The organism is Streptomyces vilmorinianum, assembly GCF_005517195.1.
GTDB lineage: Bacteria > Actinomycetota > Actinomycetes > Streptomycetales > Streptomycetaceae > Streptomyces > Streptomyces vilmorinianum.
Genome location: NZ_CP040244.1, coordinates 6,252,453 through 6,272,054, shown reverse-complemented (window position 1 = coordinate 6,272,054; position 19,602 = coordinate 6,252,453). Strand labels below are relative to the sequence as shown.

The following is a 19,602-nucleotide window of genomic DNA, read 5'->3' as shown; positions in this document are numbered from 1 at the left end:
TCGGCCGCCGACCGCCCGCGCTCCCCGCCCAACTCGCTAGCGTGACAGGCGTGATGGGCGTGATGGTGATTCCACGAGCGGCACGCGTGTTCATCGGCTGCGCCCTCCTCGGCGCCGCCGGGTGCGCGCTTCCCGCGCTGCGCGCCGGCGCGCAGACCCCCTGGGGCACCCTCGCACTGCTCGCCACCCTGTACGCCGTGTGCGAGCTGCCCGCCCGCTGCCGGCTGCTCGGCCGGGTCTTCAGCGGCTCTGTGCCCATGGGCGCCGGCTCCTTCTTCCCCGTCCTGCTCGCCTCGGCGCTGCTCCTGCCGCCCTCCGCCGCCGCCCTCACCGCGGTGCCCGGAGCGCTGCTCGCCCGGGTCGATCAGCGTCCGGCGGGGGTACGCCGGGCGTGGCGTACGGCCCAGCTGACGATCGCCGTCTGGGCCGCCGCGCTCGTCGCGCAGGCCCTGGGCGCCGACGACGCCCTCGGACGGGGGCCGCACACCCCCGACTTCCCGTACGTCCTGCTCCCGGCCGGGGCCTCCGCGCTCACCTTCTGCCTGGTCCTGACCGCCCTCGACGGCGGGATCCGGGCCACCGCGGAGAGAGTGCCGCCGCGCACCGCCTGGCAGGGGACCCTCGGCCGGGCCCTCGCCCCGCACGCCGTGCACGGCCTGGCCGGGCTGATGATGGCGGTGCTGTGGCGCAGCACGTACGGCCCCGTCGCCGCGCTCTTCGTGCTGCTCCCCATGTACATCTCCTGCTGGGTCTTCGCCCAGTACCACCGCGAACGCGCCGCCCACCAGGCGACGATCCGGGCCCTGGTCCAGGCCGTCGACATCAAGGACCGGTACACGCGCGGACACAGCGAACGGGTCGGCCGTGCCTCCGTGTTGATCGCCCGTGAGCTCGGGATGGCGGAGGAACGCCTGGAGATCGTCCGCTTCGCGGGCATCCTGCACGACGTCGGCAAGCTGGGCGTGCCGACCCGGGTGCTGAGGAAGGACGGGCCGCTGACGCCCGAGGAGCGCCGGGTCATCGAACTGCATCCGGAGTACGGACACGAGATGGTCCGCGGGATCGGGTTCCTCGGCGAGGCGCGGGCGGCGATCCTGCACCACCACGAACGGATGGACGGGAGCGGCTACCCGTACGGGCTCAGCGGGGGCCAGATCCCGGAGTTCGCCCGGGTGGTGGCGGTCGCCGACGCCTTCGACGCGATGACCTCGACCCGCTCCTACAGCCGGGCGCGGCCGGTGGCGACGGCGGTGGCGGAGCTGGAGCGGTGCGCGGGCACGCACTTCGACCCCCGGATGGTACGAGCCCTGGTCCGGGCGCTCGACCGGTACGGCTGGCAGACGACGGTCACGGCGGACGAGCCGGCGGGGCCCGGGGCGACCGTTCCGATGCCACCGATGCCACCGATGCCATCGACGCCACCGGTGCCCGGGCGCCGCGACGCCGGCGCGGACGAGCCGGCCCCCGCCGGGCAGGTCCGCGGGTCGACGCCCGCCGACGACGACCGGCCGCAGGGCGAGGAGGCGGCGGCGCGAGCGACCCGGTCCGTGCCTGCCGGGAGGGCGACCCGTCGCGCCCGCGCCACCCCCGGTGCTCCGGGGGACCGCGTCCCGGTGCCGGGGGCGGACGCCGGTCCGCGATCGGTCACCTCCACGTCCACCTCCACGTCCACGTCCACCTCCACCGGCGACGGGGACGGGGACGGGGACGCGCTGCCCCTCACCCGCCCGCAGGGCCACGCATGAGGCCCGGGGCCGTCACTGTCGGGACGGTCCACGGGGCCGCGCTCGCGCTCACCGTCGCCGGGTTCGGCTCCACGCTCTGGTACGGGCTCAGCGAGCCCAGGAGCGCCCTCGCGTTCGGCGTCCTCATCGCGCTCGGCGAGCTCGCCCGCTGGGGCGCACCACGAAACACGGGGGTCCCTCCCGTGCTCGAAGAGCTCCGGGGGAGGGAGCCCGCGCCGCTCGCCGCCGCCGGAGCCCTCGCGTACGCCCTGCTCGGCGAGAACGCGGGCCGCACCACCACCCACGGCGTCCTCCAGATCGTCGCCGTCGTCGTCGCCGCCGGACTCGCCGGGGTCGTCCCGCACATCGCCCGCGGCAAGGGCCCCGACCTCGACGACCTGGCCCGGCGCATCCTCACCGTCGGCTTCGCCGCGCTGCTCTTCCAGCCGCTCTACAACGCCGGCAACGTCACCGAATACCTCGGCCAGGGTCCTCCGTACGCCCTCTTCCTGCTGCTCCTGCTCGTCCTCACCGCCCTGTGCGACGCCGTCCTCGCCGCCCTGATGCTCCGCGCCCGCACCCTCCCCCGTGGCGCCAAGCGCACGGGAGGGACCCCCATCCCGTACGGCCCCCTCCTCCGCGACGAGCTGCGCGCCCTGCTCGGCATCGGCTCCGCCGTCTGCGCCACCGGCGCCGTGATGGCCCTCGGCGTCGCCGTCGCCGGGCTGTGGGCGCTGCCCGTCTTCTGCGTACCGCTGCTGCTCACCCAGGTCTCCCTCCGGCGCTACACCGCCGTGCGCACGACCAACCGGCAGACGATCGCCTCGCTCGCCCGCGCCACCGAGATCGCCGGCTGCACCCCACCGGGGCATGCCCGCAGGGTCGCGGCGCTCAGCGGCGCCGTCGGGCGCGAGCTGGGCCTCTCCGGGGCCGAGCTGACCGTCCTGGAGTACGCGGCGCTCATGCACGACATCGGGCAGCTCTCCCTCGTCGACCCCGTCCCCGAGGGCGCCACCGCCCTCCTCCCGCCCGAGGAGCAGCGCCGGATCGCGCTCCTCGGCGGCGCGGTCGTCCGCCAGACCGGCGTCCCCGCGGCCGTCGCCGTCGTCGTGGAACGGCAGGCCGACCCGTACCGCGAGCAGCCCCTGCCCGCCCGGATCGTCCGTACCGTCAACGCCTACGACGACCTGGCCGGAGACACCGCGGCAGGCGGCCTCGGAGCCCTCGAACGCCTGCGCCTCGGGACCGCCCGCGACTACCACCCGGAGGTCGTCGAGTCCCTGGCCAGAGTCCTCGCGCGAGGCGGCGTCGCGTCGGCCCCCGCTGGGTAACCCATGGGTAATGAGCGCGCGTCCAACCGGGCATGGTTGGATGCGAACAAGAGGGTGAAGCGACCGGCAGGCGGGAATCGTGAGGATCTTCGGGAAGGTACGGCATCGGCCCTCCGCCTCGTGGCGGCAGGCCACCGACCGCGCGTTCACGCTGATCGGCGACGGCCGGTACGAGGACGCGGGCGCGCTGCTCACGCGCGCGGCGGATCTGGAGCCCTGGCTCTCGGAGTCCTGGTTCAACCTGGCTCTGCTGCACAAGTTCCGGCACGACTGGGAGCAGGCCCGGGCCGCCGGGCTGCGCGCCGTCGCGCTGCTCGACAAGGAGACCGGCGCCCCCGACTGGTGGAACGTCGGCATCGCCGCCACCGCGCTCCAGGACTGGCCGCTGGCCCGCCGCGCCTGGCAGGCGTACGGGCTGAAGGTGCCCGGGGCCTCCGCGGCGACGGGTGAGCCCGCCGGGATGGAGCTGGGCAGCGCGGCCGTCCGGCTCTCGCCGGAGGGCGAGGCCGAGGTCGTGTGGGGCCGCAGGCTCGACCCGGCCCGTATCGAGGTGCTCTCCATCCCGCTGCCGTCCTCCGGCCGGCGCTGGGGCGAGGTCGTCCTGCACGATGGCGTGCCCAACGGCGAGCGCACGACGACCGCGGGCCCGTCCTACCCCGTCTTCGACGAGATCGAGCTGTGGGCCCCGTCGCCCGTCCCCACCTGGGTGGTCCTCCTGGAGGCCGCGACCGAGGCCGACCGGGACGCACTGGAGCAGCTCGCCGCCGACGCCGGCTTCGCCGCCGAGGACTGGTCCTCGTCGGTCCGGCTGCTGTGCCGTGCCTGCTCCGAGTCGACCATGCCCAGCGCCGAGGGCGAGGGCGAGCACCTCGACCCGCACGACCACAGCGAACCGGGCCACCCCGGCCCCCTCGGCCACCGCTCGCCCGGCGAGCTCTGGGTGCCCGAGCGCGAGTGCGGTATCGCGGCGCCCGTGGGCCTGGTCCGGGGCCTACTCGACGGCTGGGTGGCGGACAGCCCCGACAGCCGTGAGTGGCGGGATCTCGAAGAAGTCTGCTGACCACAGCCCGTAGGCTGTACGGGACCATCGACTGGGGTTCTGAGGAAGGCGTGCGGCGGAATGGCGCAGCAGGAGACTGACGAGCAGATCAACGACGGGTTCGTCGTCGACACGGAGGACTGCGAGGCGCGCGAGCTCGCGTACCGCGAGCGCGGCACGGTGCGCCCGATCACGGTCGTCGGCAACCCGGTGCTCCACAAGGAGTGCAAGGACGTCACCGAGTTCGACGACAAGCTCGCGGCGCTGATCGACGACATGTTCGCCAGCCAGAAGGCGGCCGAGGGCGTGGGCCTGGCCGCGAACCAGATCGGCGTCGACCTGAAGGTCTTCGTCTACGACTGCCCCGACGACGAGGGCGTGCGGCACACCGGCGTGGTGGTCAACCCGGTGCTCCAGGACCTGCCGGCCGACCGCCGCCTGCTGGACGACTCCAACGAGGGCTGCCTGTCGGTGCCGACCGCGTACGCCTCGCTGGCCCGCCCGGACTACGCCGAGGTGCACGGCCAGGACGCCCAGGGCAACCCGATCAAGGTCCGCGGCACCGGCTACTTCGCCCGCTGCCTCCAGCACGAGACGGACCACCTGTACGGCTACCTGTACATCGACCGCCTCTCCAAGCGCGACCGCAAGGACGCCCTGCGCCAGATGGCCGAGGGAACCCCGCGCTACGAGACCGTCCCGAACGACTGATCCTCGCGGACGCGTCCTGCCACGGCGCGGTGGACGGCCCAGCCGACCGCCGCGCCGATCGCGTACCAGAACAGGTCCGGCGCGTTGAACGACGTACCGAGCACGAGCCGCGCGAGCGTGCTGTGCTCGGCCAGCTCCGCTGGTACGCCGCTCAGTTGGAACAGCTCCACCGCGCAGCTGAAGCCGAGGGCGATCCCCGCCGCCGTGACGGGCCGCACCCGGGGTGCGAGCAGCACCACCAGGGTCAGGATCAGCACCGTGTAGAGCGCGTCCCCCGCGTACTTGGCGACGAGGCCCGACGCCACGGACCTGATCCCCAGGCCGACGGCGACGGTGAGCACGGCCGCGGCGCACGCCACGAGGCGCGTACGCGCGTGAGAACCCATGGCGGGCAGCCTATCGGGCCTGGGGGATGCCCTTCCGCATGCGGCTGAGGACGGCCTTGGCCGCCGGACCGGTGGGGCCGCCCGCCGGCCAGGCGAGGGCGATCCGCCCGCGCAGGGCGGGAGAGGTCAGGGGGAGAGTGCGCAGGCCGAGGGCGGCCGCGGCTTCGGGCGGGTCCTCCCGGAGGATGGCGACCCCGAGGCCGCGGGCGGCGAAACGTGCCAGCAGGGTCGGTGCGGCGGCCTCGAAGGCGACGCGCGGCTGAAAACCGGCCTGCCTGCAGGCGCGTTCGAGTACATCGCGTATATCGGTGCCCCGCGGAAGGCTGATGAGCGGGCGATCGGCGAGCGCGGTCAGGGGGAGCGCGGTCCGGCCGGGGAGGAGCAGGGGGTCGTCCGGTGCCATGGCGGCGACCAGGGGAGTGTCGATCAAGATCTCAAGGTTGATGTTCGGCGGGGAGTCGTCGTCGGCGAGGCCGACGACGGCGAGGTCGAGTTCGCCCCGGCGCAGGGCGGTGAGCATGCGTTCCGACGTGTCCTCGATGAGGGAGATCTCGACCTGCGGGTGCTCGTCGTGGAAGTCGGCGAGCAGGGTCGCCATGTCGTACTCCTCGGTGGCGGCGCCCGAGACGAGGCCGAGGGTGACATGTCCCCGGACCAGTCCCGTGAACTCGTCCACCGTCTGCCGCATCCCCTCGACCGCCGCAAGTGCCGCCCGCGCGTAGGGAAGGACCGCCTCGCCCACCTCGGTCGTGGTCACCGTGCGGCCGGAGCGGTCCAGCAGGGGCTGCCCGAACTCCCGCTCCAGCTGCCGGATCTGCGCACTCACCCCCGGCTGCGCCACATGCAGGGCGGTGGCGGCGCGGGTGAAATTGGCTTCCTCGACGACGGCGACGAAGTACCGCAGCTGACGGAGTTCCATAAGCAGAGATGCTAGTTGCGAGAACAGCTGTCTCTTGGACTTCTGGGAGAGGGGACGAGACGCTGGTGATCATGGAGAGCGCGGTGAGAGGAGCAGACACGATGACGTACTCGCACGACGACGCGGAGCTGGTGAACCAGCCGATCGGGTACTGGACATGGGCCGCGAACAAGACGCTGACCGCGTACGTCAGGGGGCGGCTCGCGGCGATCGGGATCACACAGCCCCAGTGGTGGGTGCTGCACCAGGTGCTGCACAGCGAGACCGGTGCCACCCGGGACGAGGTGATCACCGCCCAGCAGGCCAACCTGGACGTCGGCGCCGGCCTGGCCCCCGACATCGACCTTCTGGTCGAGCGGAAGCTGCTCGTCGCCGACGCGGCCGGCCGACTGCGGATCACCGAAGAAGGCCGGGCGCTGCACCAGCGCGCGGCCGAGACCCAGCGGGCCAACCGGGAGCGCGTGCACGCGGGCATCCCCGACGAGGAATACCTGATCACCCTGAAGGTACTGCAGCGCATGATGGGCAACGCGGGCGGAGACGTGTCCCAGGGCTGAGGGTCACGCACAGCCGAGGGCTGCCCGGCACGACGTGCGGGCAGCCCTCAGAGGTGAAGCGTCAGAAGTCCTCGTCGAGGTCCACCGAGCCCTCGACCGCCACCTGGTACGCGGACGGGCGGCGCTCGAAGAAGTTCGTCAGCTCCTGGACGCCCTGGAGCTCCATGAACGCGAACGGGTTCTCGGAGCCGTACACCGGGGCGAAGCCCAGGCGCTGGAGGCGCTGGTCGGCGACGCACTGGAGGTACTCGCGCATCGACTCGGTGTTCATGCCCGGCAGGCCGTCGCCGCACAGGTCGCGGCCGAACTGCAGCTCCGCCTCCACGGCCTCCCTCAGCATGTCGGTGACCTGCTGCTGGAGCGCGTCGTCGAACAGCTCGGGCTCCTCCTTGCGGACGGTGTCCACGACCTCGAAGGCGAAGTTCATGTGCATCGTCTCGTCGCGGAACACCCAGTTGGTGCCGGTCGCCAGGCCGTGCAGCAGACCGCGGGACCGGAACCAGTACACGTACGCGAAGGCGCCGTAGAAGAACAGGCCCTCGATGCACGCGGCGAAGCAGATCAGGTTCAGCAGGAAGCGGCGGCGGTCGGCCTGGGTCTCCAGGCGGTCGATCTTCTCGACCGAGTCCATCCACTTGAAGCAGAACTGCGCCTTCTCGCGGATGGAGGGGATGTTCTCGACGGCGGCGAACGCGGCGGCGCGGTCGTCCGGGTCGGGCAGGTAGGTGTCGAGCAGCGTCAGATAGAACTGGACGTGCACAGCCTCCTCGAACAGCTGGCGCGAGAGGTAGAGGCGCGCCTCGGGGGAGTTGATGTGCTTGTAGAGCGTCAGCACGAGGTTGTTCGCGACGATCGAGTCACCGGTCGCGAAGAACGCGACCAGGCGGCCGATCATGTGCTGCTCGCCCGGCGTCAGCTTCGCGAGGTCGGCGACGTCGGAGTGGAGGTCGACCTCCTCCACCGTCCAGGTGTTCTTGATCGCGTCCCGGTAGCGCTCGTAGAAGTCCGGGTAGCGCATGGGACGCAGAGTCAGCTCGAAGCCCGGGTCGAGCAGGTTCTTCTCGGTGGAGCTCATTACTGGCAGGCCTCGCAGGACTCGGGGTTCTCAAGGGAGCAGGCGACGGCCTCTTCAGGGGTCGCCTGGACGGGGATCGGGGTGGCGGCCACGGTCGACGCCTGGGCCGCGCGGGCGATCCGGGTCGCCGGGCGCGAACGCAGGTAGTACGTCGTCTTCAGCCCCTGCTTCCAGGCGTACGCGTACATCGACGACAGCTTGCCGATGGTGGGGGTCTCCAGGAAGAGGTTCAGGGACTGGCTCTGGTCCAGGAACGGGGTCCTCGCCGCCGCCATGTCGATCAGGCCGCGCTGCGGGATCTCCCACGCCGTCCGGTACAGCTCGCGCACCTCGGCCGGGACCCAGGTGAAGCCCGCCACCGAGCCGTTGGACTCGCGCAGCGCCTCACGGGTCTGCGCGTCCCACACGCCCAGCCGCTTCAGCTCGTCGACGAGGTACGAGTTGACCTGGAGGAACTCGCCGGAGAGCGTCTCGCGCTTGAAGAGGTTGGAGACCTGCGGCTCGATGCACTCGTACACGCCCGCGATCGAGGCGATGGTCGCCGTCGGCGCGATGGCCAGGAGCAGGCTGTTGCGCATGCCGACGGCCGCGATCCGCTCGCGCAGCGCCGTCCAGCGCTCCGGCCAGTTCAGCTCCACGTCGTAGTGGTCGGGGTGCAGGACACCGCGGGCCGCGCGGGTCTTGTCCCAGGCCGGCAGTGGGCCGTTGCGCTCGGCGAGGTCGGCGGACGCCTCGTACGCGGCGAGCATGATCCGCTCGGCGATACGGGTCGACAGCGCGCGCGCCTCGGGGGAGTCGAAGGGCAGCTTCAGCTGGAAGAAGACGTCCTGGAGGCCCATCGCGCCCAGGCCCACCGGGCGCCAGCGGGAGTTGGAGCGGCCCGCCTGCTCGGTCGGGTAGAAGTTGATGTCCACGACCCGGTCGAGGAACGTGACGGCCGTACGGACGGTCGCGTCGAGCCGCTCCCAGTCGATGTCGCCACCGGCCACGAACGCGCCGAGGTTGACCGAGCCCAGGTTGCAGACCGCGGTCTCGCCGTCGTCCGTGACCTCCAGGATCTCCGTGCAGAGGTTGGAGGAGTGGACCGTGTGGCCTGGCTCGGCGGTCTGGTTGGCCGTACGGTTCGAGGCGTCCTTGAAGGTCATCCAGCCGTTGCCGGTCTGGGCCAGGGTCCGCATCATCCGGCCGTACAGGTCACGGGCCGGCATGGTCTTGCGGGCCAGGCCCGCCGCCTCCGCCTTGCGGTACGCGGCGTCGAACTCCTCGCCCCACAGGTCGACGAGCTCGGGCACGTCCGCCGGGGAGAACAGCGACCACTCGGCGTCCGCGTTCACGCGGCGCATGAACTCGTCCGGGATCCAGTGCGCCAGGTTCAGGTTGTGCGTACGCCGGGCGTCCTCACCGGTGTTGTCGCGCAGCTCCAGGAACTCCTCGATGTCCGCGTGCCAGGTCTCCAGGTAGACCGCGGCCGCGCCCTTGCGCCGCCCGCCCTGGTTCACGGCCGCGACGGAGGCGTCCAGCGTCTTCAGGAACGGCACGATGCCGTTGGAGTGCCCGTTGGTGCCACGGATCAGCGAACCGCGGGAGCGGATACGGGAGTACGACAGGCCGATGCCGCCGGCGTGCTTCGACAGGCGCGCGACCTGGTGGTAGCGGTCGTAGATGGAGTCCAGCTCGTCCTGCGGCGAGTCCAGCAGGTAGCAGGAGGACATCTGCGGGTGGCGGGTGCCGGAGTTGAAGAGCGTGGGGGAGGAGGGCAGGTAGTCGAGCCGGCTCATCAGCCCGTACAGCGCCGCGACCTCGTCCAGCGCGCGGGTCGAGTCGTCCTCGGCGAGGCCGGCGGCGACGCGCAGCATGAAGTGCTGCGGGGTCTCGATCACCTTGCGGGTGATCGGGTGACGCAGCAGGTAGCGCGAGTAGAGGGTGCGCAGACCGAAGTAGCCGAAGCGGTCGTCTGCCTTCGCGTCGATCAGCGCGTCGAGCCGGGCGGCGTGCAGCGTCACGAACTCGGCCGTACGGTCGGCGATCAGGCCCTCGCGGTGCCCCACGGCGACCGAGGCGGAGAAGGTGACCGAGCCCTGGCCGGCCGCCTCGTCCGCGATGGTGATCGTCAGGAGCCGGGCGGCGAGCCGGGAGTACGCCGGGTCCTCGGCGATGAGACCCGCGGCCGCCTCGGTGGCCAGCTCGCGCAGCTCCGCCTCGTCCGAACCGGCGTTGCGGCCGCGCAGCGCGGCGGCGGCGACCTTGCCGGGGTCGGTGTCGGGGAGGTCGGCGGTGAGATCGGTCAGGGTCCGCAGAAGCACGGTCCCGGGTCCGTCGCTCTCGTTACCGTCGCTCTCGATCGCTGCGGCCGGATCGGCGGGCGCGATGGTCACGTGGGGGCTCTCCCTCGCTCGGCTCGGGGCCGGCGGGGAGGCGGGCGGCGGGCACCCGTACGCAGGGATGCGCCGCGCCACGGCCCATTCCGCGAGGCCCGGACGTCTGTGGCACCCGGAACGGACGGACCGGGCGCGCTGTCCACAGGTCTTCGGACTCGGCAGGCGTGCAAGTACGCCGAAACCACACCGTTGCGGGACAGTTCCGGATTTCCACCGGATTCCCCTGCGAGGACAGCGAGCATGAGCATACATGTGGGGGGCGCCCCTCGAAGCACCCCCCACATGTTGTGTCGTTGGCGCTCAGAGCTCCAGGCCGTAGGTGAGCAGGGGGTCCATGTCCGGAATCGGCTTCCAGTCCCTTTCGGGGGTGCGGACGAAGCCCATCCGCTCGTAGATCCGGTGCGCTGAGGCCATGCCGGGCTGGGTGGAGAGCCGGATCCGTACACAGCCCTCCAGGGCCCGTGCCCGCTCCACACAGGCCCGTACGAGCGCCTCGCCGACACCCCGGCCGCGCGCGTCCTTCGCGACCGCCAGCATCCGGAACTCCGCCTCGTCGTCGGCGGCGATGTCGGCCCACGGCCGGCCGCCCGGCGTGAAGGTCACCCCGCCCAGGACCGTGCCCGCCGCGTCCACGGCCACGAGCACCTCGGCCTCACCGGCCCGCCGGGCCACGTCGCGCAGCACGTGCAGGTACGTGTCGTCCTCGCCGAAGTCCAGGTGCCCGTCGTCGAGATAGGCCCGCGCCGTGAGTTCGCCCAGAGCGTCGTACTCCTCGGGCCGTACGGCCCTGATGATGATGTCCATCCCGGCAGTCTGCCGCCGGCGCGAACGCGACGGGCCGTCGCGCTCCCCACGAGGAGGAACGCGACGGCCCGTCGATCTGCCGCTGCCGAACCGGAGACGGATCAGCAGCAGCGGAACCCGTCGCGCGGATCCGCCTCCCGCGCGTCGGTGCGGCTGCGCTCGAACTCCCGCCGGGTCATGACCTCGGCGGCCGGGTCGCAGCTTCTGGCGTGGGCGACGTACTTGTCGTACACCGCCTCGCCGGACAGCTCGCGCACGTACCAGCGGACCCGGCTCCACGCGTACCGCAGCAGGCCCACCGCGCCCGCGCCCGTTCCCGCGCCCGTTCCCGCGCCCGTTCCCGCGCTCGTGCTCGCCGGGCTCATGCCGAACCGGTCCCGGCCGGCACGTCGTCGCCGTGGCTCTCGCCGCGCTGCGCGCCGATGGTGCGGAGACCGCCGCCGCTGCCGAGGCCCGCGGCCACCAGCTCGGCCTTCTCCTCCTGGGTCGGGAACATGCCGGCCGGAGCGACCAGCTTCGACTCGGTGTGCGGGACCTCGGAGAGCCGTACGGTCTCAGGGTTGTTGATGGCCTTGAGGCAGACCCGGGCCGCGTCGGCGATGACCACGACGATGAGGATCGCGAAGAGGGCGGAGAGGATGCCGTCGACGGTGGAGTTGGTGACGACGGTGTGCATGTCGTCGAGCGACTTGGCGGGCGGCAGCACCTTGTCGGCGTCGATGCCCGCCTGGTACTTGTCCCGCTGGGCGAAGAAGCCGACCCGCGGGTCCTCCGAGAAGATCTTCTGCCAGCTGGCGGTCAGGGTGACGGCGACGTCCCAGGCGAGCGGGACGCCCGTGACCCAGGCCCACTTCAGGCGGCCGGACTTGATCAGCAGCGTGGTGCAGACGGCCAGTGCCACGGCGGCGAGGAGCTGGTTGGCGATGCCGAACAGCGGGAAGAGCTGGTTGATGCCGCCCAGCGGGTCGTGCACGCCGACCCAGAGGAAGTAGCCCCAGCCGCCGACGACGACCGCGCTGGCGAACCAGACGCCCGGCTTCCAGCTGACCTGGCGGAACGGCTTGTAGACGTTGCCCAGCATGTCCTGGAGCATGAACCGGCCGACACGGGTGCCCGCGTCCACCGTGGTGAGGATGAACAGCGCCTCGAACATGATGGCGAAGTGGTACCAGAAGGCCTTCATCCCGACACCGCCGATGACGGCGGAGAAGATCTCCGACATGCCGAGCGCGAAGGTCGGTGCGCCACCGGTACGCGAGAGCAGGCTCGCTTCCTCGACGTCCTTGGCCGCCTGGGCCAACGCGTCGGGGGTGATGGTGAATCCGAGGTTCGCGACCGCTTCGGAGGCGGACTGGACCGTGGTGCCGACCACGCCGCCGGGGGAGTTGATCGCGAAGTACAGACCGGGGTCGATGATGCAGGCCGCGATCATCGCCATGATGGCGACGAAGGACTCGGTGAGCATGGCCCCGTAGCCGATCATCCGGACCTGGGTCTCCTTCTGGATCATCTTCGGGGTGGTGCCCGAGGAGACCAGGGAGTGGAAGCCCGACAGCGCGCCGCACGCGATGGTGATGAAGACGAACGGGAACATCGAACCGGCGAAGACCGGCCCGTCGCCGCGGGTCGCGAAGTCCGTGACCGCGTCCATCTTCATGGTCGGCAGGGCGATGACGACGCCGAGGGCGAGCAGCGCGATCGTGCCGACCTTCATGAACGTCGACAGGTAGTCGCGCGGTGCCAGCAGCATCCAGACGGGGAGTACGGAGGCCACGAATCCGTACACGACCATCCAGACGACCAGCGTGCCCGGCTCCAGGGTGAAGGTGTCGGCCCAGGAGGACTCGGCCACCCAGCCACCCGCCACGATCGACAGCAGCAGCAGGGCCACTCCGATGACCGAGACCTCGGTGACCCGGCCCGGCCGCAGGACGCGCAGGTACACGCCCATCAGCAGCGCGATCGGGATCGTCATGCCGATGGAGAAGACACCCCACGGCGAGTGGGACAGGGCGTTGACGATGACCAGGGCGAGCACCGCGAGCAGGATGATCATGATGGCGAAGACCGCGATCAGCGCGGCCGCTCCGCCGAACGGTCCGATCTCGTCCCGGGCCATCTGGCCCAGCGACCGCCCGTTGCGCCGGGTGGAGAAGAACAGCGTCACCATGTCCTGGACCGCGCCGGCGAAGATGACACCGACGATGATCCAGATCGTGCCGGGCAGATACCCCATCTGGGCGGCGAGGACCGGGCCGACCAGCGGACCCGCGCCCGCCACCGCCGCGAAGTGGTGCCCGAAGAGCACCCGGCGGTCGGTCGGATGGAAGTCGACACCGTTGTCGAGCCGTTCGGCGGGGGTCGCCCGGGTCTTGTCCACCTTCAGTACGCGCCGCGCGATGAACAGCGCGTAGAAGCGGTAGGCGATCGCGTACGAGCCGAGCGCGGCCGCGAGCATCCAGGCGGCCGAGATCTCCTCGCCGCGGGAGAGCGCGAGGACGCCCCAGCCCGCCGCGCCCACGAGGGCGACGAGCGACCAGATGGCGATGGACTTCGGAGTGAGGCCCCTACGAGGCGTGCTGGGTGGTGCTTCCGGCTCTGGCATGCTGCAACCGTCCCCTCGCTGATCACGTCGTAATGCGCAGGAAATCTAGGCGTTGACTTCGGGCAGCGTCACCCCCCGTCCGCATATCGGTACGGCAACGCTTTTGTGTTCAACCGCCGTGCCAGGGCAGCGAAAAGGCCCCAGGGAGCATGCTCCGTGGGGCCTTGACGTACGCCTCTCGGCGACCTACGTGCCTCGCTCAGCCGTTGGGGCGCTGGAGTCGCGCCACGAACTTGTACCGGTCGCCGCGGTACACCGAGCGCACCCACTCGACCGGCTCGCCCTGGGCGTCCAGCGAGTGGCGGGAGAGCATCAGCATCGGCAGGCCCACGTCCGTACCGAGCAGGCCGGCCTCGCGCGGGGTGGCCAGCGAGGTCTCGATGGTCTCCTCGGCCTCGGCGAGGTGCACGTCGTACACCTCGGCCAGCGCGGTGTAGAGCGAGGTGTACTTCACCAGCGAACGGCGCAGCGCGGGGAAGCGCTTGGCCGACAGGTGCGTGGTCTCGATCGCCATCGGCTCGCCGCTCGCCAGGCGCAGCCGCTCGATGCGCAGCACGCGCCCGCCGGGCGAGATGTCGAGCAGCCCCGCGAGCGTGTCGTCGGCCGTGACGTACCCGATGTCGAGCAGCTGCGAGGTGGGCTCGAGTCCTTGGGCCCGCATGTCCTCGGTGTACGAGGTGAGCTGCAGCGCCTGCGAGACCTTGGGCTTGGCCACGAACGTGCCCTTGCCCTGGATCCGTTCCAGGCGGCCCTCGACGACCAGCTCCTGCAGGGCCTGGCGCACGGTGGTGCGCGAGGTGTCGAACTCGGCGGCGAGGGTGCGCTCCGGCGGGACCGGCGTGCCGGGCGGCAGGGTCTCCGTCATGTCGAGCAAATGCCGCTTCAGTCGGTAGTACTTGGGCACGCGCGCGGTGCGGGTGGCGACCCCGCTGTCTTTCTCCGTACTGCCCGCGTCCGTGGCCATGGCCTGCCTTCCCGACTCCTGTGCTGCTGCCGTCACCGGCTCCTCCGTCTGTAGCGGCTCACATGGTGGCACGGACCGGTCACGGGTCGTCGCCCTCCCTCAGGTGTCGGTCCGATAACGGACCCGACTGCCCTTCTTATACACCCTTGACACCCCTAAAGGTCTAGGCCAAGCTCCGGGTACTGGTCTAAACCATTAAAGACCAGGTCCCAGCCCCACGAGCACTACTCGACGTATGTCTTCGCGCGGTGGGCAGGGGTTTGCAGGCATCCCTGAGGAGGGTGGCGTGAAGCGCAAGCTCATCGCGGCGATCGGCGTCGCGGGCATCATGGTCGGCATCGCTGCGTGTGGCGGTACGGACAGCGGGGACAACGCCGGCGGCGACGCCAAGGAGCTCACCGTCTGGCTGACGGTCGACGCACAGAACAACTGGCCGGAGCTGGTCAAGGCCGCCGACGACGCGGTGACCAAGAAGCACCCGGGCATCAAGATCAAGCACGAGTACTACGGCTGGCCGGACAAGAACACCAAGCTCGACGCCGTGCTCGCCACGGACAAGGCCCCGGATGTTGTCGAGATGGGCAACACCGAGATGATCAGCTACATGGCGAAGGGTGCCTTCGCCGAGGTCGACGCCTCGAAGTTCGACAACTCGGACCAGTGGCTCGACGCCCTCAAGGACTCGGTCACCTACAACGGCAAGACCTACGGCGTCCCCTACTACGCCGGTGGCCGCGTGGGCACCTGGCGCAAGGACGTCGCCGCCGAGGCGGGCGTCAAGGCCGCCCCGAAGACCTGGGCCGAGCTGACCGCAGCCCTCGACGCCATCCAGAAGAAGAAGGGCGACAAGTTCAGCGCCTGGTACCAGCCGTCGCCCGACTGGTACGCGGCGATGTCCTTCGTCTTCGAGGCCGGCGGCTCCATCGCCAAGCAGGACGGCGAGACCTGGAAGGCGAACCTGTCCTCGCCGGAGTCCGTCAAGGGCCTCACCGAGTACAAGAACATCGTCGACAAGTACATGCACGGCGACAAGACCAAGGACGAGGCCGACCGCCCGGTCGTCTTCGGCCAGGGCAACGCCGCCATGATCTTCGGCGCCGGCTGGGAGGGCGCCACGGCGGCCGCCCCGGAGAGCGACAAGGTCGGCGGGCTGAAGGACAAGCTCGAGAACTTCGTGATGCCCGGCCCGTCCGGCAAGAACCTCCCGGTCTTCCTCGGCGGCTCCGACCTGGCCATCCCGGTCAAGTCCAAGGCGCAGGGCGTCGCGGCCGAGTGGATCGCCGCCTACACCGGCGCCGAGGGCCAGAAGGGCCTCATCGCCAAGGGCAACCTGCCCAACAACAAGACGGCCCTCGCCCCGCTGAAGGCCGACCCGGCCACCACGGTCGCGGCCACCGCGGCCGAGTCCAGCTGGTTCGTCCCGACCGCCCCGGGCTGGGGTCAGGTCGAGAAGGCCCAGATCCTCAAGACGATGCTGATCGAGATCGCCAACGGCAAGAAGTCGGTCGAGGCCGCCGCGAAGGACGCGGACACCGCGATCGACAAGGTCATCAACACCAAGTGACCTATGGCAGGGCCCCGTCACGGCGACGGGGCCCTGCCGCCCGTACCACGAGAGGGATCGCTGAGGAGCACGGGATGAGTGCCGCAGACACAACCACCGCGAAGGTGCCGCCGGTGCGGCAATCGCCACCATCCGGCTCCGGAGCCGGTACCCCGAAGCCGGGGAAGAAGCCGACCGCGGGCGGGGGTGGGGTGCCCTGGCTGCTCCTCGCACCGTGCCTGCTCGTCCTGGTCCTGGTGCTCGGCTATCCGCTCGTGCGCCTGGTCACCCTCTCCTTCCAGAACTTCGGGCAACCGCAGCTCTGGGGCTTCCAGGAAGCGGAGTGGTCGGGCTTCGCCAACTTCACCAAGATCCTCGGCGACGGCGAGTTCTGGGCCGTCGTCCTGCGCACCGTGATCTTCGCGGCCGGCGCGGTGATCCTCACCATGGTCCTCGGCATGCTGATCGCGCTGCTGCTGCAGAAGGTCTCCGGCTGGGTCAAGGCCCTCGTCAACATCGTGCTCGTGGCGAGCTGGGGCATGCCCATCATCGTCGCCACCGCCATCTTCAAGTGGCTCTTCGACGCCGACTACGGCGTCCTCAACTGGCTGATGAGCAAGCTCCCCGGCGTCGACATGATCGGGCACAACTGGTTCGCCAGCGGCCCCGAGGGCCTCGCGGTCATCATGCTGCTCGTCGTCTGGGGCGCCGTGCCCTTCGTCGTGATCACCCTGAGCGCCGGCCTGACCCAGGTCCCCAAGGAGCTGGAGGAGGCCGCCCGCCTCGACGGCGCCGGAGCCTGGGGCGTCTTCCGCTTCGTCACGCTGCCCATCCTCAAGCCGATCATCGTCATGCTGACGACCCTCTCGGTGATCTGGGACATGGGCGTCTTCCCGCAGGTCTACGTGATGCGCAACGGCCACCCCGAGGCCGAGTTCCAGCTGCTCACCACGTACTCGTTCGACAAGGCGTTCGTCGTCAACGACTACGGCACCGGCTCCGCGATCGCGCTCGTCACGGTCGTCCTGCTGCTCGGAGTGGTCGCCGTGTACATGCGTCAGATGCTCAAGATCGGAGAGGTGGAGTGACCACGACCACCGCGACCACCGCGCCCGCCGCGACCGACGCGGCGCCGGCGTCGCCAGCCGTCACCCGCCGCCGCAAGACCAAGCTCGGCTGGAACCTGCTCGGACTCCTCGTCTTCGTCACGGCCGGCTTCCCGGTCTACTGGATGGTGAACACGGCGTTCAAGCCGGCGAAGGACGCCATCGACCCGAACCCGCACTTCTTCCCCTCCACCTTCACGCTGGAGAACTTCAAGCGTGCGCTGGAGATCGCGGACTTCTGGGGCCCGGTCACCCGCAGCCTGATCGTCTCGTCGGTCGTCGTCGTCATCGGCATCGTCGTCGGCATGCTGGCCGCGCTCGCCATCTCCCGCTTCGCCTTCCGCGGCCGCAAGATCGTGATCGTCGGCATCCTCGCCGTCCAGATGGTCCCGCTCGTCGCGATGATCATCCCGGTCTTCCTGATGCTCAACGACCTGGGCCAGTACGACAAGATCAGCGGCCTGATCATCACGTACCTGACCTTCATCCTCCCCTTCACGGTGTGGACGCTGCGCGGCTTCATCGTCAACATCCCCAAGGAGCTGGAGGAGGCCGCCCAGGTCGACGGCTGCACCCGCACCGGCGCGTTCGTCCGGGTCGTCTTCCCGCTGCTCGCCCCGGGCATGGTCGCCACCTCCGTCTACGGCTTCATCCAGGCGTGGAACGAGTACCTCTACGCCCTGATGCTGATGAGCCAGCAGAACCAGACGGCCACCGTCTGGCTCGGCAACTTCATCACGAAGAACGGCACGGAGTACGCCCCGATGATGGCGGGCTCCACGATGATGGCCGTCCCGATCGTGATCCTCTTCCTCCTCGTCCAGCGCAAGATGGCCGCCGGCCTGACGGCCGGCGCGGTGAAGGGATAACGCCGCCCCATGACCACTCTCGTAAGCGCCACGGACACCCTGACCCGGGACGCGCTCACGGTCCTCCAGCCGGGCTTCGTCGGCACGACCGCCCCGGACTGGCTGCTCCGCAGGATCGGTGAGGGGCTCTCCTCCGTCGGCCTGTTCGGCCGGAACATCGCCTCCCCCGAGCAGCTCGCCGCGCTCACGGCGCGCCTGCGGGCCGAGCGGGACGACGTCCTGGTCGCCATCGACGAGGAGGGCGGGGACGTCACGCGCCTCGAGGTGCGCCACGGTTCCTCGTTCCCCGGCAACTACGCGCTGGGCTCGGTCGACGACGTCGACCTCACCCGGGCCGTCGCCCAGGAGCTCGGCCGCCGGCTCGCCGCGTGCGGCGTCGACCTCAACTGGGCGCCCTCGGCCGACGTGAACTCCAACACCGACAACCCGGTCATCGGCGTCCGGTCCTTCGGCGCCGGCCCCGAGCTGGTCGCCCGGCACACCGTGGCGTACGTCGAAGGCCTCCAGGCCGTCGGAGTCGCCGCCTGCACCAAGCACTTCCCCGGACACGGCGACACCAACGTGGACTCGCACCACGCGCTGCCCCGGATCGATGTGGATCTGGACACACTGCACGCCCGTGAGCTGGTACCTTTCCGCGCCGCGATCGCCGCGGGTTCCAAAGCGGTCATGAGCGCGCATATTCTGCTCTCCGCGCTCGACCCCGACCGTCCGGCCACCCTGAGCCCGCAGATCCTGACCGGTCTGCTCCGCCAGGAGCTGGGCTTCGAGGGGCTGATCGTCACCGACGGCATGGAGATGCAGGCCATCGCGTCGACGTACGGCATCGAGCGCGGATCCGTCCTCGCGATCGCCGCGGGCGCCGACGCCATCTGCGTCGGCGGCGGGCTGGCCGACGAGGACACCGTACTGCGACTGCGCGACGCGCTGGTCGACGCGGTACGGACCGGTGAACTGCCCGAGGAGCGGCTGGCCGACGCCGCGGCGCGTGTACGCGCCCTGGCGGCCTGGACCCAGTCGCACCGGGCCAGGGGGGCTGGATCGGAGCCGGGCGCGGCAGTGCAGGAGGGGACCGCGCCCGGCACCGAGATCGGACTCGTCGCGGCGCGCCGGGCCCTGACCCTGACGACGGGGGAGCGGCCCTACACGCCGCTGACCAGCGCTCCCTACGTCGCCGCCTTCACCCCGGTCGCCAACATCGCGGTGGGCGACGAGACGCCGTGGGGCGTCGCGGCGGAGCTGGAGCGGCTGCTTCCGGGCACCGAGACGGACGCGTACGACGAGCCCTCGGTGGACGCGGCGCTCGCCGCCGCCGGGGAGCGGCGGATCGTCGCGGTCGTACGGGACGCCCACCGGCACCCGTGGATGACCCAGGCCCTGGACGGCCTGCTGGCGGCCCGCCCGGACACGGTCGTGGTGGAGATGGGCCTGAACCAGGCGGAGCCCCGTGGCGCCCTGCACATCGCCACGCACGGCGCGGCCCGGGTCTGCGGCCGGGCGGCGGCGGAGGCCATCGCCGGGATCTGAGACCGGTACGCGAGAGGTACGCGAGAGAGGTGCGCGAGAGAGGTACGCGAGAGGGGCCCGGCAC

At 70.9% G+C, this 19,602-nt stretch carries 17 protein-coding genes and 1 riboswitch; of the genes, 9 read left to right on the top strand and 8 right to left on the bottom strand.

Annotated elements, in window-relative coordinates:
* Nucleotides 1–53: 53 nt before the first annotated feature.
* The 4 genes from FDM97_RS28945 (at nt 54) to def (ending at nt 4,805) form a co-directional block, all read left to right on the top strand.
* On the top strand, nt 54–1,745 hold the full coding sequence (locus tag FDM97_RS28945) for an HD-GYP domain-containing protein (protein ID WP_137995087.1): 1,692 nt from the start codon (nt 54–56) through the stop codon (nt 1,743–1,745).
* Nucleotides 1,742–3,055, top strand: a complete 1,314-nt coding sequence (locus FDM97_RS28940; RefSeq protein WP_137993444.1) for an HD-GYP domain-containing protein — start codon at nt 1,742–1,744, stop codon at nt 3,053–3,055. The genes FDM97_RS28945 and FDM97_RS28940 overlap by 4 nt, the downstream gene beginning before the upstream one ends.
* A 79-nt stretch (nt 3,056–3,134) precedes the next feature.
* Nucleotides 3,135–4,115: a tetratricopeptide repeat protein gene (locus FDM97_RS28935; RefSeq protein ID WP_137993443.1), complete on the top strand. Its 981-nt coding sequence runs from the start codon at nt 3,135–3,137 to the stop codon at nt 4,113–4,115.
* A 60-nt stretch (nt 4,116–4,175) separates the two neighbouring features.
* Nucleotides 4,176–4,805, top strand: coding sequence for a peptide deformylase (gene def, locus FDM97_RS28930; RefSeq protein ID WP_137993442.1), 630 nt, complete (start codon nt 4,176–4,178; stop codon nt 4,803–4,805).
* On the opposite strand, the gene FDM97_RS28925 is transcribed toward def, so the two are convergent.
* Nucleotides 4,781–5,191, bottom strand: coding sequence for a ribosomal maturation YjgA family protein (locus tag FDM97_RS28925; protein WP_137993441.1), 411 nt, complete (start codon nt 5,189–5,191; stop codon nt 4,781–4,783). The two genes, def and FDM97_RS28925, sit on opposite strands and share 25 nt — an antisense overlap.
* A 10-nt stretch (nt 5,192–5,201) precedes the next feature.
* A complete protein-coding gene (locus FDM97_RS28920) occupies nt 5,202–6,110 on the bottom strand; it encodes a LysR family transcriptional regulator (RefSeq protein ID WP_137993440.1) in 909 nt (302 codons plus the stop codon).
* Between the two features lie 101 nt (nt 6,111–6,211).
* Here FDM97_RS28920 and FDM97_RS28915 point away from each other — a divergent pair, with 101 nt between their 5' ends.
* Nucleotides 6,212–6,667 (top strand): MarR family winged helix-turn-helix transcriptional regulator, encoded by a 456-nt coding sequence (locus FDM97_RS28915; protein ID WP_137993439.1) that lies wholly within the window; start codon nt 6,212–6,214, stop codon nt 6,665–6,667.
* Between the two features lie 61 nt (nt 6,668–6,728).
* Here FDM97_RS28915 and FDM97_RS28910 read toward each other — a convergent pair whose 3' ends face one another.
* From FDM97_RS28910 to FDM97_RS28885, 6 genes are all read right to left on the bottom strand, one after another.
* Nucleotides 6,729–7,742 carry a ribonucleotide-diphosphate reductase subunit beta gene (locus FDM97_RS28910; protein WP_137993438.1) on the bottom strand — a complete coding sequence of 338 codons (1,014 nt, stop codon included), beginning with the start codon at nt 7,740–7,742 and terminating at the stop codon, nt 6,729–6,731.
* Nucleotides 7,742–10,117, bottom strand: a complete 2,376-nt coding sequence (locus tag FDM97_RS28905) for a ribonucleoside-diphosphate reductase subunit alpha (protein ID WP_137993437.1) — start codon at nt 10,115–10,117, stop codon at nt 7,742–7,744. The genes FDM97_RS28910 and FDM97_RS28905 overlap by 1 nt, the downstream gene beginning before the upstream one ends.
* Nucleotides 10,118–10,243: 126 nt before the next feature.
* Nucleotides 10,244–10,368: riboswitch (cobalamin riboswitch) on the bottom strand.
* A 52-nt stretch (nt 10,369–10,420) separates the two neighbouring features.
* Complete coding sequence (locus FDM97_RS28900) at nt 10,421–10,924, bottom strand: GNAT family N-acetyltransferase (RefSeq protein ID WP_137993436.1); 504 nt, start codon at nt 10,922–10,924, stop codon at nt 10,421–10,423.
* 101 nt (nt 10,925–11,025) lie between these two features.
* Nucleotides 11,026–11,223, bottom strand: a complete 198-nt coding sequence (locus FDM97_RS28895; protein ID WP_254705976.1) for a YbdD/YjiX family protein — start codon at nt 11,221–11,223, stop codon at nt 11,026–11,028.
* Between the two features lie 62 nt (nt 11,224–11,285).
* Nucleotides 11,286–13,529: a carbon starvation CstA family protein gene (locus FDM97_RS28890; protein ID WP_137993434.1), complete on the bottom strand. Its 2,244-nt coding sequence runs from the start codon at nt 13,527–13,529 to the stop codon at nt 11,286–11,288.
* Between the two features lie 199 nt (nt 13,530–13,728).
* Nucleotides 13,729–14,493 (bottom strand): GntR family transcriptional regulator, encoded by a 765-nt coding sequence (locus FDM97_RS28885; RefSeq protein WP_137995086.1) that lies wholly within the window; start codon nt 14,491–14,493, stop codon nt 13,729–13,731.
* A gap of 286 nt (nt 14,494–14,779) precedes the next feature.
* Between FDM97_RS28885 and FDM97_RS28880 the strand changes: the two genes are divergently transcribed.
* The 4 genes from FDM97_RS28880 to FDM97_RS28865 all read left to right on the top strand — a co-directional run bounded on the left by FDM97_RS28880 (nt 14,780) and on the right by FDM97_RS28865 (nt 19,538).
* Complete coding sequence (locus FDM97_RS28880; RefSeq protein WP_137993433.1) at nt 14,780–16,057, top strand: extracellular solute-binding protein; 1,278 nt, start codon at nt 14,780–14,782, stop codon at nt 16,055–16,057.
* 74 nt (nt 16,058–16,131) lie between these two features.
* Nucleotides 16,132–17,124 carry a carbohydrate ABC transporter permease gene (locus FDM97_RS28875; RefSeq protein WP_137993432.1) on the top strand — a complete coding sequence of 331 codons (993 nt, stop codon included), beginning with the start codon at nt 16,132–16,134 and terminating at the stop codon, nt 17,122–17,124.
* Nucleotides 17,125–17,219: 95 nt separating this feature from the next.
* A complete protein-coding gene (locus tag FDM97_RS28870) occupies nt 17,220–18,011 on the top strand; it encodes a carbohydrate ABC transporter permease (protein ID WP_254705975.1) in 792 nt (263 codons plus the stop codon).
* A gap of 9 nt (nt 18,012–18,020) precedes the next feature.
* Nucleotides 18,021–19,538, top strand: coding sequence for a glycoside hydrolase family 3 protein (locus tag FDM97_RS28865; protein ID WP_137993430.1), 1,518 nt, complete (start codon nt 18,021–18,023; stop codon nt 19,536–19,538).
* Nucleotides 19,539–19,602: the final 64 nt, after the last annotated feature.